General features: G+C 57.2%; 13 protein-coding genes and 1 tRNA gene. 7 read left to right on the forward strand and 7 right to left on the reverse strand.

Annotated features, from left to right (window positions below):
- Positions 1-36: 36 nt before the first annotated feature.
- Positions 37-1,155, reverse strand: coding sequence for a branched-chain amino acid ABC transporter substrate-binding protein (locus ACSJLU_RS16350; protein WP_016927040.1), 1,119 nt, complete (start codon positions 1,153-1,155; stop codon positions 37-39).
- Between the two features lie 456 nt (positions 1,156-1,611).
- On the opposite strand from ACSJLU_RS16350, the gene ACSJLU_RS16355 reads away from it, so the two are divergent.
- A tRNA-Asn gene (locus tag ACSJLU_RS16355) sits at positions 1,612-1,687 on the forward strand.
- A 73-nt stretch (positions 1,688-1,760) separates the two neighbouring features.
- Here ACSJLU_RS16355 and ACSJLU_RS16360 read toward each other — a convergent pair.
- The 3 genes from ACSJLU_RS16360 to ACSJLU_RS16370 form a co-directional block, all read right to left on the reverse strand.
- The gene (locus ACSJLU_RS16360; RefSeq protein ID WP_089196055.1) at positions 1,761-2,969 is read right to left on the reverse strand and encodes an aldose 1-epimerase family protein; all 1,209 of its coding nucleotides are present in this window, start codon (positions 2,967-2,969) and stop codon (positions 1,761-1,763) included.
- 423 nt (positions 2,970-3,392) lie between these two features.
- Positions 3,393-3,695, reverse strand: coding sequence for an XRE family transcriptional regulator (locus ACSJLU_RS16365; RefSeq protein WP_016927038.1), 303 nt, complete (start codon positions 3,693-3,695; stop codon positions 3,393-3,395).
- 4 nt (positions 3,696-3,699) lie between these two features.
- Positions 3,700-4,053 carry a type II toxin-antitoxin system RelE/ParE family toxin gene (locus tag ACSJLU_RS16370; protein WP_025303493.1) on the reverse strand — a complete coding sequence of 118 codons (354 nt, stop codon included), beginning with the start codon at positions 4,051-4,053 and terminating at the stop codon, positions 3,700-3,702.
- 438 nt (positions 4,054-4,491) lie between these two features.
- Between ACSJLU_RS16370 and ACSJLU_RS16375 the strand changes: the two genes are divergently transcribed.
- Both ACSJLU_RS16375 and ACSJLU_RS16380 read left to right on the forward strand, forming a co-directional pair.
- The gene (locus ACSJLU_RS16375) at positions 4,492-5,787 is read left to right on the forward strand and encodes an MFS transporter (RefSeq protein ID WP_089196056.1); all 1,296 of its coding nucleotides are present in this window, start codon (positions 4,492-4,494) and stop codon (positions 5,785-5,787) included.
- 26 nt (positions 5,788-5,813) lie between these two features.
- Positions 5,814-6,620 (forward strand): substrate-binding domain-containing protein, encoded by an 807-nt coding sequence (locus tag ACSJLU_RS16380; protein ID WP_089196057.1) that lies wholly within the window; start codon positions 5,814-5,816, stop codon positions 6,618-6,620.
- Here the strand turns inward: ACSJLU_RS16380 and ACSJLU_RS16385 are convergent.
- From ACSJLU_RS16385 to ACSJLU_RS16395, 3 genes are all read right to left on the reverse strand, one after another.
- Positions 6,595-7,494 (reverse strand): LysR family transcriptional regulator, encoded by a 900-nt coding sequence (locus ACSJLU_RS16385; RefSeq protein ID WP_025303496.1) that lies wholly within the window; start codon positions 7,492-7,494, stop codon positions 6,595-6,597. The two genes, ACSJLU_RS16380 and ACSJLU_RS16385, sit on opposite strands and share 26 nt — an antisense overlap.
- Positions 7,495-7,597: 103 nt before the next feature.
- Positions 7,598-7,963, reverse strand: coding sequence for a diacylglycerol kinase (locus ACSJLU_RS16390; RefSeq protein WP_004935528.1), 366 nt, complete (start codon positions 7,961-7,963; stop codon positions 7,598-7,600).
- Between the two features lie 219 nt (positions 7,964-8,182).
- Positions 8,183-9,307, reverse strand: a complete 1,125-nt coding sequence (locus ACSJLU_RS16395) for a hypothetical protein (protein WP_043143083.1) — start codon at positions 9,305-9,307, stop codon at positions 8,183-8,185.
- 738 nt (positions 9,308-10,045) lie between these two features.
- On the opposite strand from ACSJLU_RS16395, the gene ACSJLU_RS16400 reads away from it, so the two are divergent.
- Genes ACSJLU_RS16400 through spt form a run of 4 tightly spaced genes read left to right on the forward strand, consistent with a single transcriptional unit; the run spans position 10,046 to position 14,147 of the window.
- Positions 10,046-11,785 carry a fatty acyl-AMP ligase gene (locus ACSJLU_RS16400; RefSeq protein WP_038629655.1) on the forward strand — a complete coding sequence of 580 codons (1,740 nt, stop codon included), beginning with the start codon at positions 10,046-10,048 and terminating at the stop codon, positions 11,783-11,785.
- Complete coding sequence (locus tag ACSJLU_RS16405; RefSeq protein WP_025303500.1) at positions 11,782-12,696, forward strand: NAD-dependent epimerase/dehydratase family protein; 915 nt, start codon at positions 11,782-11,784, stop codon at positions 12,694-12,696. Before ACSJLU_RS16400 ends, ACSJLU_RS16405 begins: the two co-directional genes overlap by 4 nt.
- 31 nt (positions 12,697-12,727) lie before the next feature.
- A complete protein-coding gene (locus ACSJLU_RS16410) occupies positions 12,728-12,988 on the forward strand; it encodes an acyl carrier protein (protein WP_015378483.1) in 261 nt (86 codons plus the stop codon).
- Positions 12,975-14,147, forward strand: a complete 1,173-nt coding sequence (spt, locus tag ACSJLU_RS16415) for a serine palmitoyltransferase (RefSeq protein WP_049203519.1) — start codon at positions 12,975-12,977, stop codon at positions 14,145-14,147. The genes ACSJLU_RS16410 and spt overlap by 14 nt, the downstream gene beginning before the upstream one ends.
- Positions 14,148-14,204: the final 57 nt, after the last annotated feature.

Consider the following 14,204-nt stretch of genomic DNA (forward strand, 5'->3'; position numbering starts at 1 on the left):
GTCTGTCATAGAGTCACAACGTCAGTATTGGGTTGTTCAAAGCTGGTGATATTTGCCCTTGTCATCCCACTGATAGACCACGTAGTCCGAGACCTTCAGGTCGCCCTTCTGATCCCAGGCTTTTTTGCCCATCACGGTGTCGACGTCGTGCGACTTCAGCCATTCGGCGGCCTTGGCGCTGTCTTTGCCGCCGGTGGCGTTGAAGGCGGCGGCGATCGCCTGGATCGAGGCATAGGAGTAGAGGGTGTACCCTTCCGGTTCAAAACCGCTGGCGCGGAACTTGGCGATCACCGCCTTGCCTTCCGCGATCTGACGCGGATCGTTGCCGAAGGTCATCAGCACGCCGTTGGTGTACTGCGGCCCGCCGGCGGCGGTCACCAGCTCTTCGGTCACCACGCAGTCGCCGGAGAAGAACTTGGCGGTCACGCCCTGCTCGCGCATCTGGCGCACCAGCGGCCCGGCTTCCGGATGGCAGCCGCCGAAGTAGACCACGTCCGGCTTGACCGAGGCGATCTTGGTCACCAGCGCGTTGAAGTCTTTCTCACCGCGCGACAGCCCCTCATACAGCACTTCCTTGACCCCGCGCTTGTTCATTGCCGCCTTCGCTGCGTCCGCCAGCCCCTGGCCGTAGGTGTCTTTATCGTGGATCACCGCGATGCGTTTGGCCTTCAGGGTATCCAGCATGTAGTTGGTGGCGATCACCCCCTGCTGATCGTCGCGCCCGCACATGCGGAACATCGTCTTCATGCCGCGCTCGGTGATCTGCGGGTTGGTGGAGCCGGGGGTAATGGCGATGATGCCGGCCTCGTCATACACCTCGGAGGCGGGCATGGTGGAAGAGGAGCAGAAGTGGCCGACCACCGCCGAGACCTTGTCCTGATCCACCAGCCGGTTGGCGACCGCGACCGCCTGTTTCGGTTCGCAGGCGTCATCCCCCTGCACCAGCTTGATTTTTTCCCCTTTGATGCCGCCGGCGGCGTTGATATCCGCCGCCGCCTGCGAAGCCCCGCGCCAATACTGATCGCCGTAAGTGGCGTTCGGCCCGGAGAACGGCCCAGCGACGCCGATGACAATATCGGCCTGCGCGGAAAACGCCGTACCTAAACAACCGATGAGCAAAGCAGCGAGCGGACTTTTTATCAATTTCGATGACATTGTTATCTTCCTCAGCACTGTTGTAGCGAAACGCCCTGGGGCGCGGATCAGTCACTTTATGTGTAGACGGGGAAAATAATTTTCTTGAGAGCGCAGTCGCATTCCCCAAAAATGGGTAAGCAAAAATCCAGCCATTGTGACGACGAATACATATTGTTTGCTTATTCATCCTACATATCAGTTGCGGCGCGGCGTGTGGCGGCGTTAGCCGGGGACTGGGCAATACGGCTAACGCGAGAGGAAGTATGGGGGGGAGAACGGCCCTGCACCATCGCCGTGCAAAGGCGTGTGCAAGCGGCGTCAAAACGATTGGGGATGCAAAAATCAACGCATAGCGATGGAAAATGCCGAAAAACAGCGCAAGGTGCTCATTCCCTCAGCAAACGCACTTTTTTTGCAGTTTAGCGCTTTGACAAACCCCAGGCGCCCCGCTATTATTCGCCCCGTTCACACGATTCCTCTGTAGTTCAGTCGGTAGAACGGCGGACTGTTAATCCGTATGTCACTGGTTCGAGTCCAGTCAGAGGAGCCATATTTAGAGAAGCCCGCTTAAGGAAACTTAAGCGGGCTTTTTGCTTTAACGCTAAATGCATCGACAGGCAGCGTTACTCTTTGGCTATCGGCGCGTCATTCTCATCAATTTTTACCTTGCCCTGAATATCCGCAATCTTCTGCTCCAGATCCGCCACCTGCGCTTTGCTGTGCAGCAAGGTATAGGTCAGATCAAACTGCGCACTGGCGCCTGGCTGCAGCTGCTTAACGCGTTTTTGTTCGCGCTCGATAGTGACCGGGTAGGCATAACTGGTGCCCGGCTCAATCCCCGTGACATACCCCTGTTTTAACGTATCGGTATTCTTCCACAGCGTCAGGACGGGCAACTGGCGGGTATCGAACTGAATCGCCACCCCTTTGTCGCCCGCGTTATTGACCAGCGCCGCCAGTGTCTGATGATTCGGATCCGATAAGGGCTTAATGTTAAAGACCATTTCATCGAACCCTTTGGTTGGACCGGCATAGGTTGCCCAGGTCTTCAGCCCGGCTTTGGCATAGTCGTTAAACGGGCTGATGCTGGCCATCGGCGCCAGGAAGCGGGCGCCATTTTCCAGAATCGGTGCGCCGAAATTGCTGTGATAAATAATCTGGTAGTCATGGGGATAATCCGCCCGGTTGGTTAACACATCATGCAGGCGGAAACTGTTGCTGCCGGGCACATAGCGCAATTCGGTCAGGGTTTGCAGATCGGCTTTTTTGAATGTGCTCTCTTTGATCAGGCCGCGAACACGAATTTCATACGGCGCCGTATCCGCGACCTCAACCTCAACCCGCGAGGCCGGCGTATTGCCCGCTTTGCCGTGCAACGTGTAAATTTGCCCTGCGTCGGTCACCGGATGACCGGTCCACTCATAGCCACAACGCACCATCATCTCATTGAAACCTTCCAGCCAGCCGAGCCCATTGCGGCTTTCCAGGTTGATAAAGGCGGGGTTGATCACCTCTTTGACCGGGGAATCCCATCCCATTTTCGCGCCAAAGCCTTCTGCCCGCAGGAGGTTCATGCCGCGAGTGGGACTCAGCGTGATGGTCAGGCCATCCTCGCTGCGGATAATCACGACTTTGCTGCCTTCTTGCTTACCGCCGTGCAACACTTTCTGCTCAATGCTGAACGTTTTATCCTTCACCTTCAGCGCCTCGCTCGAAATCTTCCAGTTTCCTTTCTCCACGCCATCTTCAGCGCTGGTCAGCACCCAACTCTGCGCCGCAGCCTGCCCTGAAATCAGGGCCGAAAACACCGCCATCACCCATGTCTTTTTCATTTCCCTTCCCCTTTAGCTGAATCGATTTTTTATAAACAAGGAAAATCTACTGTTAAGCAGGTTAAAGAAATGTGATGAGCTTCACCGGGTGAGTATTTGACGAAATAGCGCGATAAAAATACGAATTTCATCGCAGTTTTAATGAAAGACGTTGAGTTTTTGCACATGAAACGAGCTACTTATCAATATAATTTGTATCGTTTCAGCTAAGGAGCAAGGAGACAGTTACGGGCAAGCAAGACATCGCAAAGGGAGTGCGCGTGGCTTGTTTAACGCTATCCGGCCCAAACGAAAGTGCTCAGACAGCCTGCCCGTCTTGCGCCTCTTTGCTTTTACGGCCGCCTGGTTGTTTCAAAGCATCCCAGGTACGCAAAGCCCGCTCGGGGAAACCTGAGCGGGCTTTTGCTTTTCTGCCGTTAGCGCTTACAGCACAAATTCGTAGTGAGAGCCGTCCGGCAGTTCGATGTCCAGGCGCAGTTTGCCGCCGGCCGCCTCAACATAGCGTTTAAGCGAAGACAGTTTCAGATCGCGGCCCGGTTTTTCCATCACGGCAACGGTCGGCTGCCTGATCCCCAGCGCCTGCGCCATTTCAACCTGCGTTTTCTGTACTTTTTCACGCAGCTCGGCAAGGTGAATGTTCAGCATGATGTCCGCCGCCAGCGCCTGTGCTTTGGCCACGACCTCGGGCTTTTCATCCGCAATAAGCTGTTCCAACGTTCTGCCCATCGCGTCACTCCTTCTCGTTTAATGTGTTCAGCCAGTTCGTGAATTCCCGATCGGCAACCTGGATCATCCGATCGTAAAAACGCTTTTCATTACCGGCTTTATTGCCCGCGCAAAGCACAATGCCAATACGGTACGGATCGAAAGCGAAGAATGCCCGCAACGGTTCGCCTCGGCACTGAATGCGCAACTCTTTCATATTGCTGTAACGTGAGCCTTTAACCGTATCGGCATAGGGTCTGGGCAGCCCCGGCCCCTTTTCCCGCAGGACCATCAATGCGGCAAGTACGCCGGCCCGATCGGCATCGCTGAGCGATCTGTACCAATGATCAAATGCATCCGTTGTTTTAATTTCCCACACGGGACCTCCCTAAAATATAGATCAGTAACTATATAGATGTAAAGCTATAGCAGAGAGGCGCAGGGATAACATGCAAAGGCATACGTGGATACTGCAAGGCTGAACGTACATCCACGTATTTTGCAAACGCAGTGCGAGGTATTCATCTTTTTACGTACGGTATCGAACAATCGTTCAGAGGCACGGGGCGCTTCCCCGCCGCCCCTTTATGAACCCTGTCACAAAAAGCGCATAACGTTTTCGGCGTTCTGCGCAGCGGGCAATGAGCGACAAACTTGTTAACGCCACGTTACATCGGGTTAGGCAACATTGTTAACGCCGATTGATGCGTCAAACGCATCGCGTCATGCGTTTATTGCGCTTATTTAGTTTATTTTCCTGAGCGAGTCTTCAGCAACAGGCGCGGCGTCAAGCGCCAATAACAAACTGGAGATAAAGATGCATTCCTCTACCTCACCCATGACCATCAGGGCCAGAACCGGCGCGATACTGCGCGTCACCTCCGGCAACTTTTTAGAACAGTTCGATTTTTTCCTGTTCGGCTTTTACGCTACCTACATCGCACACACCTTTTTCCCGGCCAGCAGCGAATTTGCCTCGCTGATGATGACCTTCGCGGTATTCGGCGCCGGTTTTCTGATGCGCCCGATCGGCGCTGTCGTGCTAGGTGCTTACATCGATAAAGTCGGCCGCCGCACAGGGCTGATCGTGACCCTGTCGATCATGGCCGCTGGCACCTTCCTGATCGTGCTGATCCCCTCTTACCAAAGCATCGGGCTTTGGGCGCCGCTGCTGGTGCTGTGCGGGCGTCTGTTGCAAGGCTTCTCGGCGGGCGCGGAGCTGGGCGGCGTGTCCGTCTATCTGGCTGAAATCGCCACGCCGGGCCGTAAAGGCTTCTACACCAGCTGGCAGTCCGGCAGCCAGCAGGTGGCTATCATGGTGGCGGCAGCCATGGGCTTCGCGCTCAATGCGGCGCTGGAAGAAAGCGCCATTCGCGAATGGGGCTGGCGCCTGCCTTTCCTGTTTGGCTGCCTGATCGTTCCCTTCATCTTCTTCCTGCGCCGCAAGCTGGAAGAGACGCAGGAATTTACCGCTCGCCGTCACCACCTGGCGATGCGCGACGTGTTTAAAACCCTGCTGAAAAACTGGCCGGTGGTGATCGCCGGCATGCTGATGGTCGCCATGACCACCACCGCGTTTTACCTCATCACCGTCTATGCGCCGACCTTCGGCAAAAAGGTGCTGCTGCTCAGCGCTTCCGACAGCTTGCTGGTCACCCTGCTGGTGGCGATCTCCAACTTCATCTGGCTGCCCATCGGCGGCGCGCTGTCGGATCGCTTCGGCCGCAAACCGGTTCTGGTCGCCATGACGTTGCTGACGTTGGCCACCGCCTACCCGGCGCTGAGCCTGCTCGCCGCCGCCCCCAGCTTCAGCATGATGCTGGCCGTGCTGCTGTGGCTGTCCTTCATTTACGGCCTCTACAACGGCGCGATGATCCCGGCCTTGACGGAGATCATGCCAACGGAAGTGCGGGTGGCCGGGTTCTCGCTGGCCTACAGCCTGGCGACGGCGGTGTTCGGCGGCTTTACGCCGGTAGTCTCCACCGCGTTGATCGAATACACCGGCGACAAGGCTTCACCGGGCTACTGGATGAGCTTCGCCGCGCTGTGCGCCCTGCTGGCAACGCTGTATATGTATCGCCGCATCGCCATGCCGCTGCAAACCGCGCGCTAAGCCGCCATCTCAAAAGGAATGATGTCATGCTAAAACTCACTCGTTCGATCCTCGCCGCGCTGGTGTGCGCCTCCTGCAGTACGGCGGCGCTGGCCAAAGACGTGACCGTGATGATCTCCGGCGGCTTCAAAGCCGCGCTGGAGAAGTTGGCCCCGGAATATGAAGCCCAAAGCGGCGATAAAATCATTCTGGTGTCCGGCCCCTCGATGGGCAAAACGCCGCAGGCGATCCCCGCGCGGCTGGCGCGCGGAGAGCAAGCCGATGTGCTGATCATGGTGGGCGACGCGCTCACCCAACTGGAAAAAGAGCGCTGGACCCAGCCGGGTTCGCGCGTGGAGCTGGCCGATTCGCCGATCGGCATGGTGGTCAAACAGGGCGCGCCCAAGCCGGTGATAAAAACGGATGCCGACCTGCGCAATGTCCTGCTGCAGGCGGACTCTTTCGCCTATTCCGACAGCGCCAGCGGCCGCTATGTCAGCGGCCAACTGTTCAAAAAGCTGGGTATCGAGGAACAGGTGAAAGGGAAAGCGCATAAGGTTGAGCGCATTCCGGTGGCCTCTGAAGTGGCGCAGGGGAAATACGCACTGGGCTTCCAGCAGGTCAGCGAATTGCTGCCCGTGGCGGGCGTGACCTTTATCGGCGAGCTGCCGGAAAACGTGCAGTACATCACCCGCTTCGCGGGCGCGGTAACCGCCAAGGCGGAGCACCGCCGCGAAGGCAAAGCGCTGCTGGACTTCCTCGCCTCCTCTCAGGCGCAGCCGACCATTCGCGCGACCGGCATGCGAACCGTTCCTGCACCGCAGCCGGTCAGGCAGAGTGATACTGTTCAGTAATCAGCTTTTCCAGCTCGGCGGCGACGAAAGACTGCATGCGGCCGCCGCGTCTGATGAGGCCTACGGTGCGTTTCACCACCGGATCGACCAGCGGTACCGACGTCAACACCGAATGCTCTGAAGCGGGCATCGACATGGCGGGCACGGCGGCAATGCCGATGCCCGCCTCAACCATGCCCAGCATGGTCGTCACATGGCGAGTTTCACACACGCTGGGGCGTTCCGGCACGAGGTGTTCCAGGCGCTGATCGAGCAGATTGCGATTGCCGGAGGTTTTATCCAGCGACACGTAATCCTGCTGATAAAACTCCCGCCAGGTGAGAGTCTTTTTACCGGCGAGCGAATGGTCACGCCGGCAGGCGGCCACGTAGACGTCCCCCACCAACGGCACAAACTCAAGATTAGGCTGCAGCCGCCCGGCGAAGCAGATGCCGAAATCGGCCTGGCCGCCGGTGACCGCCTCGATGACATTGCCTGCGCTGCCGTCGATCAGCTTAACGCGCACGCGCGGATAGCGAAGCCGGAAACGGCGTATCACGTCGGGCATGAAATAGTAGGCCGCCGATGGCACCGTGGCGACGGTGACCAGCCCCACCCGCTCCTGGCTGACCTTATCGATATCGGCCATCACCGCTTCGACGTTCATCAGTAACTGCTCCGAACGTTCGGCGAAGGCCTGCCCGTACAGCGTCAAGGTCACGCGCCGGGTGGTGCGGTCGAACAATTTGATGCCCAGCGCGTTTTCCAGCTTCTCAATCCTGCGGCTCAATGCCGACTGCGACAGGCAGATGGACTCTGCGGCCAGCCGAAAATTGCCGTACTCCACCAGCGCGCGAAACGCATAAAGATCGTTGAGATCAAAATTCACGGGCATAACGGCCAACTCTCCTTGCTGAAATGGCAGAGGACGCAAAACAACGATGATAACCGCTTATATCGCCACGGCAACCGGCTTGCTGGTTGAGCCACCAAAGCCCCTATCGCCCCAGCAGCACCATTCCCCAAATAATGATAGTCATCACCACGGCCACCAGCTGCGCTGCGCCGCCCAAATCTTTGGCGCGTTTGGATAACGGATGCAATTCCAGCGAAATGCGATCGACCACGGTTTCAATCGCCGTATTAAGCAGTTCAACCACCAATAGCAGAAAACTGCAGGTGATTAATAACAGCCGCTCTATATTTGTAATATCTAAACCAAATGTAACAACCAGTAAAATGGCGTTAATAACCAATAATTGGCGGAACGCATCTTCGGTAAGCACGGCGTCAATAAACCCGGCCCAGGAATTCCTTATGCTGTAGGTTAATCGGCTTATTCCTTTTTTCTTTTCCACAGGCATACAATCTGCTCTCGTCAAGACTGCGACAATCACTCGCGAATAAATAACGCGACGTGAATTTATCACGAGTTTATTAATTAAGGACCTTAACTGTTCTCTTCCAGGAGGCGATGCATTCCCTCACGCGCCGTCACCCTGCCCCTGAAACGGCACCGCCCGAAAATACCCTGCCGCGGTTATTATTCTGAGAACGTGAAAAGGCGATGCGTTATCAGCCGGTTAAAGCGTTTTCTCGAACAAGCGGTAGCGCTTATAGGGAACTGCGCCGATGCGTTCTAAAATCGTCCGCATGCCGGTATTGGTTTCCAGGATCCACGACATTTCCAGCGCGTCGATATTGCGCTTCGCGAAAGGCTCGCGCAGCGCCTCAATAAGCAACAGCGCAATAATCGGCCCGATGCGGCTGAATTGATATTCCTGACGCACGCCCATCAACGGCACGCGCGCGGTGCGCACGCCGCTGACTTTCAGCCGCCACAAGAGCTTCGCCCAACCGAACGGCAATAACCGCCCCTGCAGATCGGCAATCGCTTCGTTGATGTTTGGCAGGCCGACAATAAAGGCACAGGGGGCACCATCCACCTCGGCGATATGGATCATATCGTCGGGCACCAGAAACTTCAGCTGATCCCCCATGGTGGCGAACTCATGCTCGGTGAACGGGACAAACCCCCAGTTATGCTGCCACCCGGAGTTGAACACCTCGCGCAGCACCTGCATCTCCTCGCGAAAGCGCTTGCGATTGAGGCGGCGCACGGTCACCTTTTTGCGCACCTGATCCATCATCCGGGTCAGCGACGGCGAAAAATGCAGATCGGTTCTTTTCATCCAATAGGCAAGCAAATCAATCCCTTCGCTGTAGCCCTGTTGCGCTATCTGGGCCGCGTAGTAGGGTTTCGCGTGCGTCATCAGGGCGGAAGGCGGGGTATCGAACCCTTCGACCAACAGGCCGCTTTCCTGATTGATATTGAGGCTGAATGGCCCGGTGATTTTACGCGCGCCTTTCGATCTCAGCCACTCTTCCGCGACCGTGAATAAGGTGCTGAAAACGGCGGGATCGTCAACGGCGTCAATCATGCCGAAGTGGCCGGTATCCTCGCCATGCAGCTCCCGGTGCAGAGAATCGATTTGCGCCGTGATGCGCCCAACGACTTTGCCATGTTTTTTGGCCACCCATGCCTGCCATTCAATATGGTCGGTGCCGGGATTCTTCTTTGACAGGTGCTCTTCGCGCTCGATATGCAGCGGCTCAATCCAGTTCGGATCATCGCGAAACAGTTGCGAGGGGAAAGCAATAAATTCTTTAAGTTCGCGTTTATCCAGAACTTTCTCAATACGGATCATAAATAGCCTTACGTTTTAATAAAATAATTAAATGAGCGCGCGACAACGCCTTTAGCATTTTTTATGCTGTTCTCTTTTATTGGATTGTGTATTGCCTCCGGTTCAATGATAAGAAAAACCGAATATTACCCCCTGTGAATCAGCGCATTATTGGCTCTACATTCACCCTGTGATGTCCATAATTGATAAAAAAAGGAAACAGAAAGCGGCGCAGCCAGGCTACGCTAATGGTGCTCTTTTATTATTTCGTGCTGTTATGGCAAAAGAAACTCGCCATTTTTAGTGTACCGACTTTAATCAGGAGGTGTGTCGCCATCTTTACCACTTAATGCTCTTTTTAAGATTAGCCTTAAATGAATCGTTCACTTTTGGATTTCTTGCGGCATACTGTTTAGGAAGTGTTTAAGTTCCAAGATAGCCATGCATGAGGTCATAACCTATGAGCCGACAGTTATTTCCTGCCCGACAGATGCAGACTAAAGAACGGCGAAACCCGGATATTACAATAGCCTCTCGTATATCGCCGGGGTGCCGTTCAGGCTGATAGCACGGGCTACTCGCGCTCTGACCGGTTAATAACCGGCGTGCCGCTCAAGCACGGCAATATACGCTGTTCGCGGAATGAAGATGGTTGAATAACAAACTTATTCAAAAACCTATTCATAGTAAAACATCAATTACCTCGCCAAGAGTGATTTTTCTCTTTTGGTGATTTTTAATCTATGGCTAAGTTTGTCTATGTCTGAAACAAGTTCCGTTCATTCTCTTCCTATGCGCTATGCGGACTTCCCCACTTTAGTGGACGCGTTGGATTACGCGGCGCTGGGCAATACGGGAATGAATTTTTACGACCGTCGCAATCAACTCGTGACCGTTCTCGAATATCGCACGCTGCAGCAAAAAGCGATCTCGGGCGCGCGGCGCTTATTGTCCCTGAAGCTCAAGAAAGGCGATCGCGTGGCGCTTATCGCCGAAACCAGCGCGGGATTCGTCGAAGCCTTTTTTGCGTGCCAATATGCCGGCCTGGTGGCGGTACCGTTGGCGATCCCGATGGGCGTGGGCCAGCGCGACTCCTACACCGCCAAACTGAAAGGGCTGATCGCCAGCTGCAACCCGGCGGCGATCATCAGCAGCGAAGAGTGGACACCGCTCATCGCGTCGGCCACGGAAAACACGTCGGCGATGCACATCCTCAGCGACGAGGATTTTAACGCCTTGCCGGAGCCGGAGATCGCGTTGCCCGCGCCTTCGCCCGACGATATCGCCTACCTCCAATACACCTCGGGCAGCACCCGCTTCCCGCGCGGCGTGATCATTACCCAGCGGGCGGCCATGGCGAACCTGAACGCGATCAGCCGCGACGGGATCAAGCTGCGTGCGGGCGATCGCTGCGTTTCATGGCTGCCCTTCTATCACGACATGGGCCTGGTCGGTTTCCTGCTGACGCCGGTGGCGACCCAGCTGTCCGTCGATTATCTGCGCACGCAAGATTTCGCCATGCGCCCGATGCAGTGGCTGAAACTGATCGCCAAGAATCGCGGCACGGTGTCCGTCGCCCCGCCGTTCGGCTACGATCTGTGTCTACGCCGCAGCAACGCCAAAGAGCTGGCCGATCTGGATCTTTCCAGCTGGCGGGTTGCCGGCGTAGGCGCCGAGCCGATCCCGGCCGAGCTGCTCGGCCAGTTTGGCGAACACTTCAGCAGCATCAACTTCGACAGCAAAGCCTTCATGCCGTGTTACGGCCTGGCCGAGAACACCCTGGCGGTGAGCTTTTCCGATCCTTGCTCCGGCCCGCAAACCAACGCGGTCGACCGCGATATTTTGGAGTACGAGGGTAAAGCGGTCGCGCCGGGCAAAAAAACCCGCGCCGTCTCGACCTTCGTCAACTGCGGCCGTGCGCTGCCCGGCCACCGCATCGAGATCCGCAGCGAAACCGGGCAACCGCTGCCGGAGCGCCAGGTCGGCCATATCACGATTTCCGGCCCCAGCCTGATGAACGGCTATTTCTGCGACGATGAATCTCAGAAGCAAATTCAGGTGACCGGCTGGATGGATACCGGCGATCTGGGCTACCTGCTGGACGGCTATCTGTACGTCACCGGCCGCAAGAAGGACTTGATCATCATTCGCGGCCGCAATATCTGGCCACAGGATATCGAGTACGTCGCGGAATCCGAACCGGAAATCCGTTCCGGCGATGCGATTGCCTTCGTGACTGAAGAACACGACGAAGCGGCCAGGATCATTTTGCAAATCCAGTGCCGAGTCAGTTCGGAAGAACGCCGAGAACAAATCGTGCATTCGCTGAGCGCGCGCATTCAAAGCGAGTTCGGCATTGCGGTGGACATCGAGCTGCTGCCGCCGCACAGCATTCCCCGCACGTCATCGGGCAAACCTGCCCGTGCGGAGGCCAAAAAACGCTGGCTGAGCGCTTCGCTCTATCCGCAAATGCCGCAGCTGGCCGGTTTCGCGCAATGAGCGGCACCGTCGCAGTGACGGGCGCGACCGGCTTTATCGGCCGGCATATCGTCCAGGAACTGCTGGCGCAAGGGTTTAACGTGCGCGCCCTGACGCGGCAAGCCGGAAAAGCCGCCGCGGACAACCTGCAGTGGATCCCCGGCGCGCTGGAAGATCGGCCCTCGCTCACCGAGCTGGTGCGTGGCGCAGAATACGTCGTGCATTGTGCGGGCCAGGTGCGCGGGCATGCGGAAGCGGTGTTCACCCGCTGCAACGTCACCGGCAGCCTGAACCTGATGCAGGCGGCCAGGCAAAACGGCCGCTGCAATCGTTTCTTGTTCATGTCGTCGCTGGCGGCCCGCCATCCGGCGCTGTCCTGGTACGCCCATTCAAAACAGGCCGCCGAGCAGCAACTCATCGCCGCCTCCGGCGATATCGCGCTGGGGATTTTCCGCCCAACGGCGGTTTACGGGCCGGGCGATAAAGAGCTGAAACCGCTGTTCAACGGCCTGCTGCGCGGCGTACTGCCCCGGCTGGGCGCGCCTGAGGCCAAGCTCACTTTTCTGCACGTGAGCGATTTGGCAAAGGCGGTCAGCCAATGGGTGCAGGCCGAACCCGCGCAGCCGAATATTTACGAACTGTGCGACGGCGTGGCCGAAGGCTATAACTGGCTGCGCCTGCGCGACATCGGCGCCGCCGTGCGTCACGGGCCGGTGCGTCTGGTGAGCATTCCGCTGCCGCTGCTGAAAGCCCTGGCGGATATCAGCGTGGTGTGGAACCGCCTGGTCAAACAAGAGCCGATGCTGACGCGCAGCAAAATACGCGAATTAACGCATCACGACTGGTCCGCCAGTAATCACGCGCTGTCGCAACAGATTAATTGGTTTCCACAGGTAAGTTTGGAGCGCGCACTGCGCGAAGGGCTGTTTTAATTATTCCAATTAGAGGTGTGTCAACGTTCTTATGCTAAATCGCGATGCTGTAATGGATTATATCCTGACGTGTTTGCAAGGTATCGTCGAAGGCGGAGTGGAAATAAAACCTGATAGCGATCTCGTCAATGATCTTGGCCTGGAATCCATCAGAGTCTTGGATCTGCTGATGATGCTGGAAGATGAATTAGATATCTCCATTCCTATCAATATATTGCTTGATGTCAGAACGCCTGAGCAACTGCTTGACGCGCTGCGCCCTTATCTGGAGAAAAACCATGGGACTGTATGATAAGTTTGCGCGGCTCGCCAATGACCGTGAGCAATTTCAAACGTCCGGTCTGAATCCGTTCGGCACCTGCATCGACGAAGTCTATTCCGCCACCCAGGGGCGCATCGGCGATCAAAAGATTGTCCTCGCCGGCACCAATAATTACCTTGGCCTGACGTTCGATGCGCAGGCGATCGCCGCCGGCCAGGCGGCCCTGGCCGCACTCGGCACCGGCACCACCGGCTCGCGCATGGCGAACGGCAGCTACGGATCGCACCTGACGCTGGAACGGGAGCTGGCGGAATTCTTCGATCGCCCAAGCGCTATCGTTTTCTCCACCGGCTATACCGCCAACCTGGGCGTCATCAGCACCCTGGCGGGGCCGGGCGCCGTGGTGTTGATCGACGCAGACAGCCACGCGAGCATTTACGACGCCTGCGCCCTCGGCGGCGCGGAGATTATTCGCTTCCGCCACAATGACGCCGCCGATCTGGAGCGCCGCATGGTACGCCTGGGCGAGCGGGCCCGCGAGGCGATCATTATCGTGGAAGGCATCTACAGCATGCTGGGTGACGTCGCCCCGCTGGTGGAAATCGTCGATATCAAGCGGCGGCTCGGCGGCTATCTGCTGGTCGACGAAGCGCACTCCTTCGGCGTGATGGGCAAGCACGGCCGCGGCCTGGCCGAAGCGCTCGGCGTCGAGCAAGACGTGGATATTATCCTGGGCACCTTCAGCAAAAGCCTGGCTTCGATCGGCGGTTTCGCCGTCGGCGGCAAAGGGATGGACGTGCTGCGCTACAGCAGCCGGCCGTATATCTTTACCGCTTCGCCGTCGCCGTCCAGCATCGCATCGGTGCGCACGGCGCTGCAAAAAATCGCGCGCCATCCCGAGCTGCGGGAAAAGCTGTGGAGCAACGCGCACCGTCTGTACCACGGCCTCGCCGAACTGGGGTATACCCTGGGGCCGCGCATCAGCCCGGTGGTGCCGGTGATGATCGGTTCAAAAGAAGAAGGATTGCGTTTCTGGCGCGAGCTGATCGCCCACGGGGTGTATGTAAACCTGGTGCTGCCACCGGCCGCGCCGGCGGGCGTCACCCTGTTGCGCTGCAGCGTCAATGCCGCGCACAGCGATGAAGAGATAGACGCCATCGTGCGCGCCTTTGCGGCGCTGAAAAAATAAAGCCTTCCCTCTCGGCCGCGGCGGCGGTGCCAAAATGGTATCGCCGCCCTGCCGAAT

Source organism: Serratia bockelmannii (assembly GCF_051803255.1).
Taxonomy (GTDB): domain Bacteria; phylum Pseudomonadota; class Gammaproteobacteria; order Enterobacterales; family Enterobacteriaceae; genus Serratia; species Serratia bockelmannii.

Excerpts from the sequence above, each read along its gene's own strand:
- ACSJLU_RS16350 (WP_016927040.1), bottom strand. The coding sequence starts at position 1,155 with ATGTCATCGAAATTGATAAAAAGTCCGCTCGCTGCTTTGCTCATCGGT.
- ACSJLU_RS16360 (WP_089196055.1), bottom strand. The coding sequence starts at position 2,969 with ATGAAAAAGACATGGGTGATGGCGGTGTTTTCGGCCCTGATTTCAGGG.
- ACSJLU_RS16365 (WP_016927038.1), bottom strand. The coding sequence starts at position 3,695 with ATGGGCAGAACGTTGGAACAGCTTATTGCGGATGAAAAGCCCGAGGTC.
- ACSJLU_RS16375 (WP_089196056.1), top strand. The coding sequence starts at position 4,492 with ATGCATTCCTCTACCTCACCCATGACCATCAGGGCCAGAACCGGCGCG.
- ACSJLU_RS16380 (WP_089196057.1), top strand. The coding sequence starts at position 5,814 with ATGCTAAAACTCACTCGTTCGATCCTCGCCGCGCTGGTGTGCGCCTCC.
- ACSJLU_RS16385 (WP_025303496.1), bottom strand. The coding sequence starts at position 7,494 with ATGCCCGTGAATTTTGATCTCAACGATCTTTATGCGTTTCGCGCGCTG.
- ACSJLU_RS16390 (WP_004935528.1), bottom strand. The coding sequence starts at position 7,963 with ATGCCTGTGGAAAAGAAAAAAGGAATAAGCCGATTAACCTACAGCATA.
- ACSJLU_RS16395 (WP_043143083.1), bottom strand. The coding sequence starts at position 9,307 with ATGATCCGTATTGAGAAAGTTCTGGATAAACGCGAACTTAAAGAATTT.
- ACSJLU_RS16400 (WP_038629655.1), top strand. The coding sequence starts at position 10,046 with ATGTCTGAAACAAGTTCCGTTCATTCTCTTCCTATGCGCTATGCGGAC.
- ACSJLU_RS16405 (WP_025303500.1), top strand. The coding sequence starts at position 11,782 with ATGAGCGGCACCGTCGCAGTGACGGGCGCGACCGGCTTTATCGGCCGG.
- ACSJLU_RS16410 (WP_015378483.1), top strand. The coding sequence starts at position 12,728 with ATGCTAAATCGCGATGCTGTAATGGATTATATCCTGACGTGTTTGCAA.
- spt (WP_049203519.1), top strand. The coding sequence starts at position 12,975 with ATGGGACTGTATGATAAGTTTGCGCGGCTCGCCAATGACCGTGAGCAA.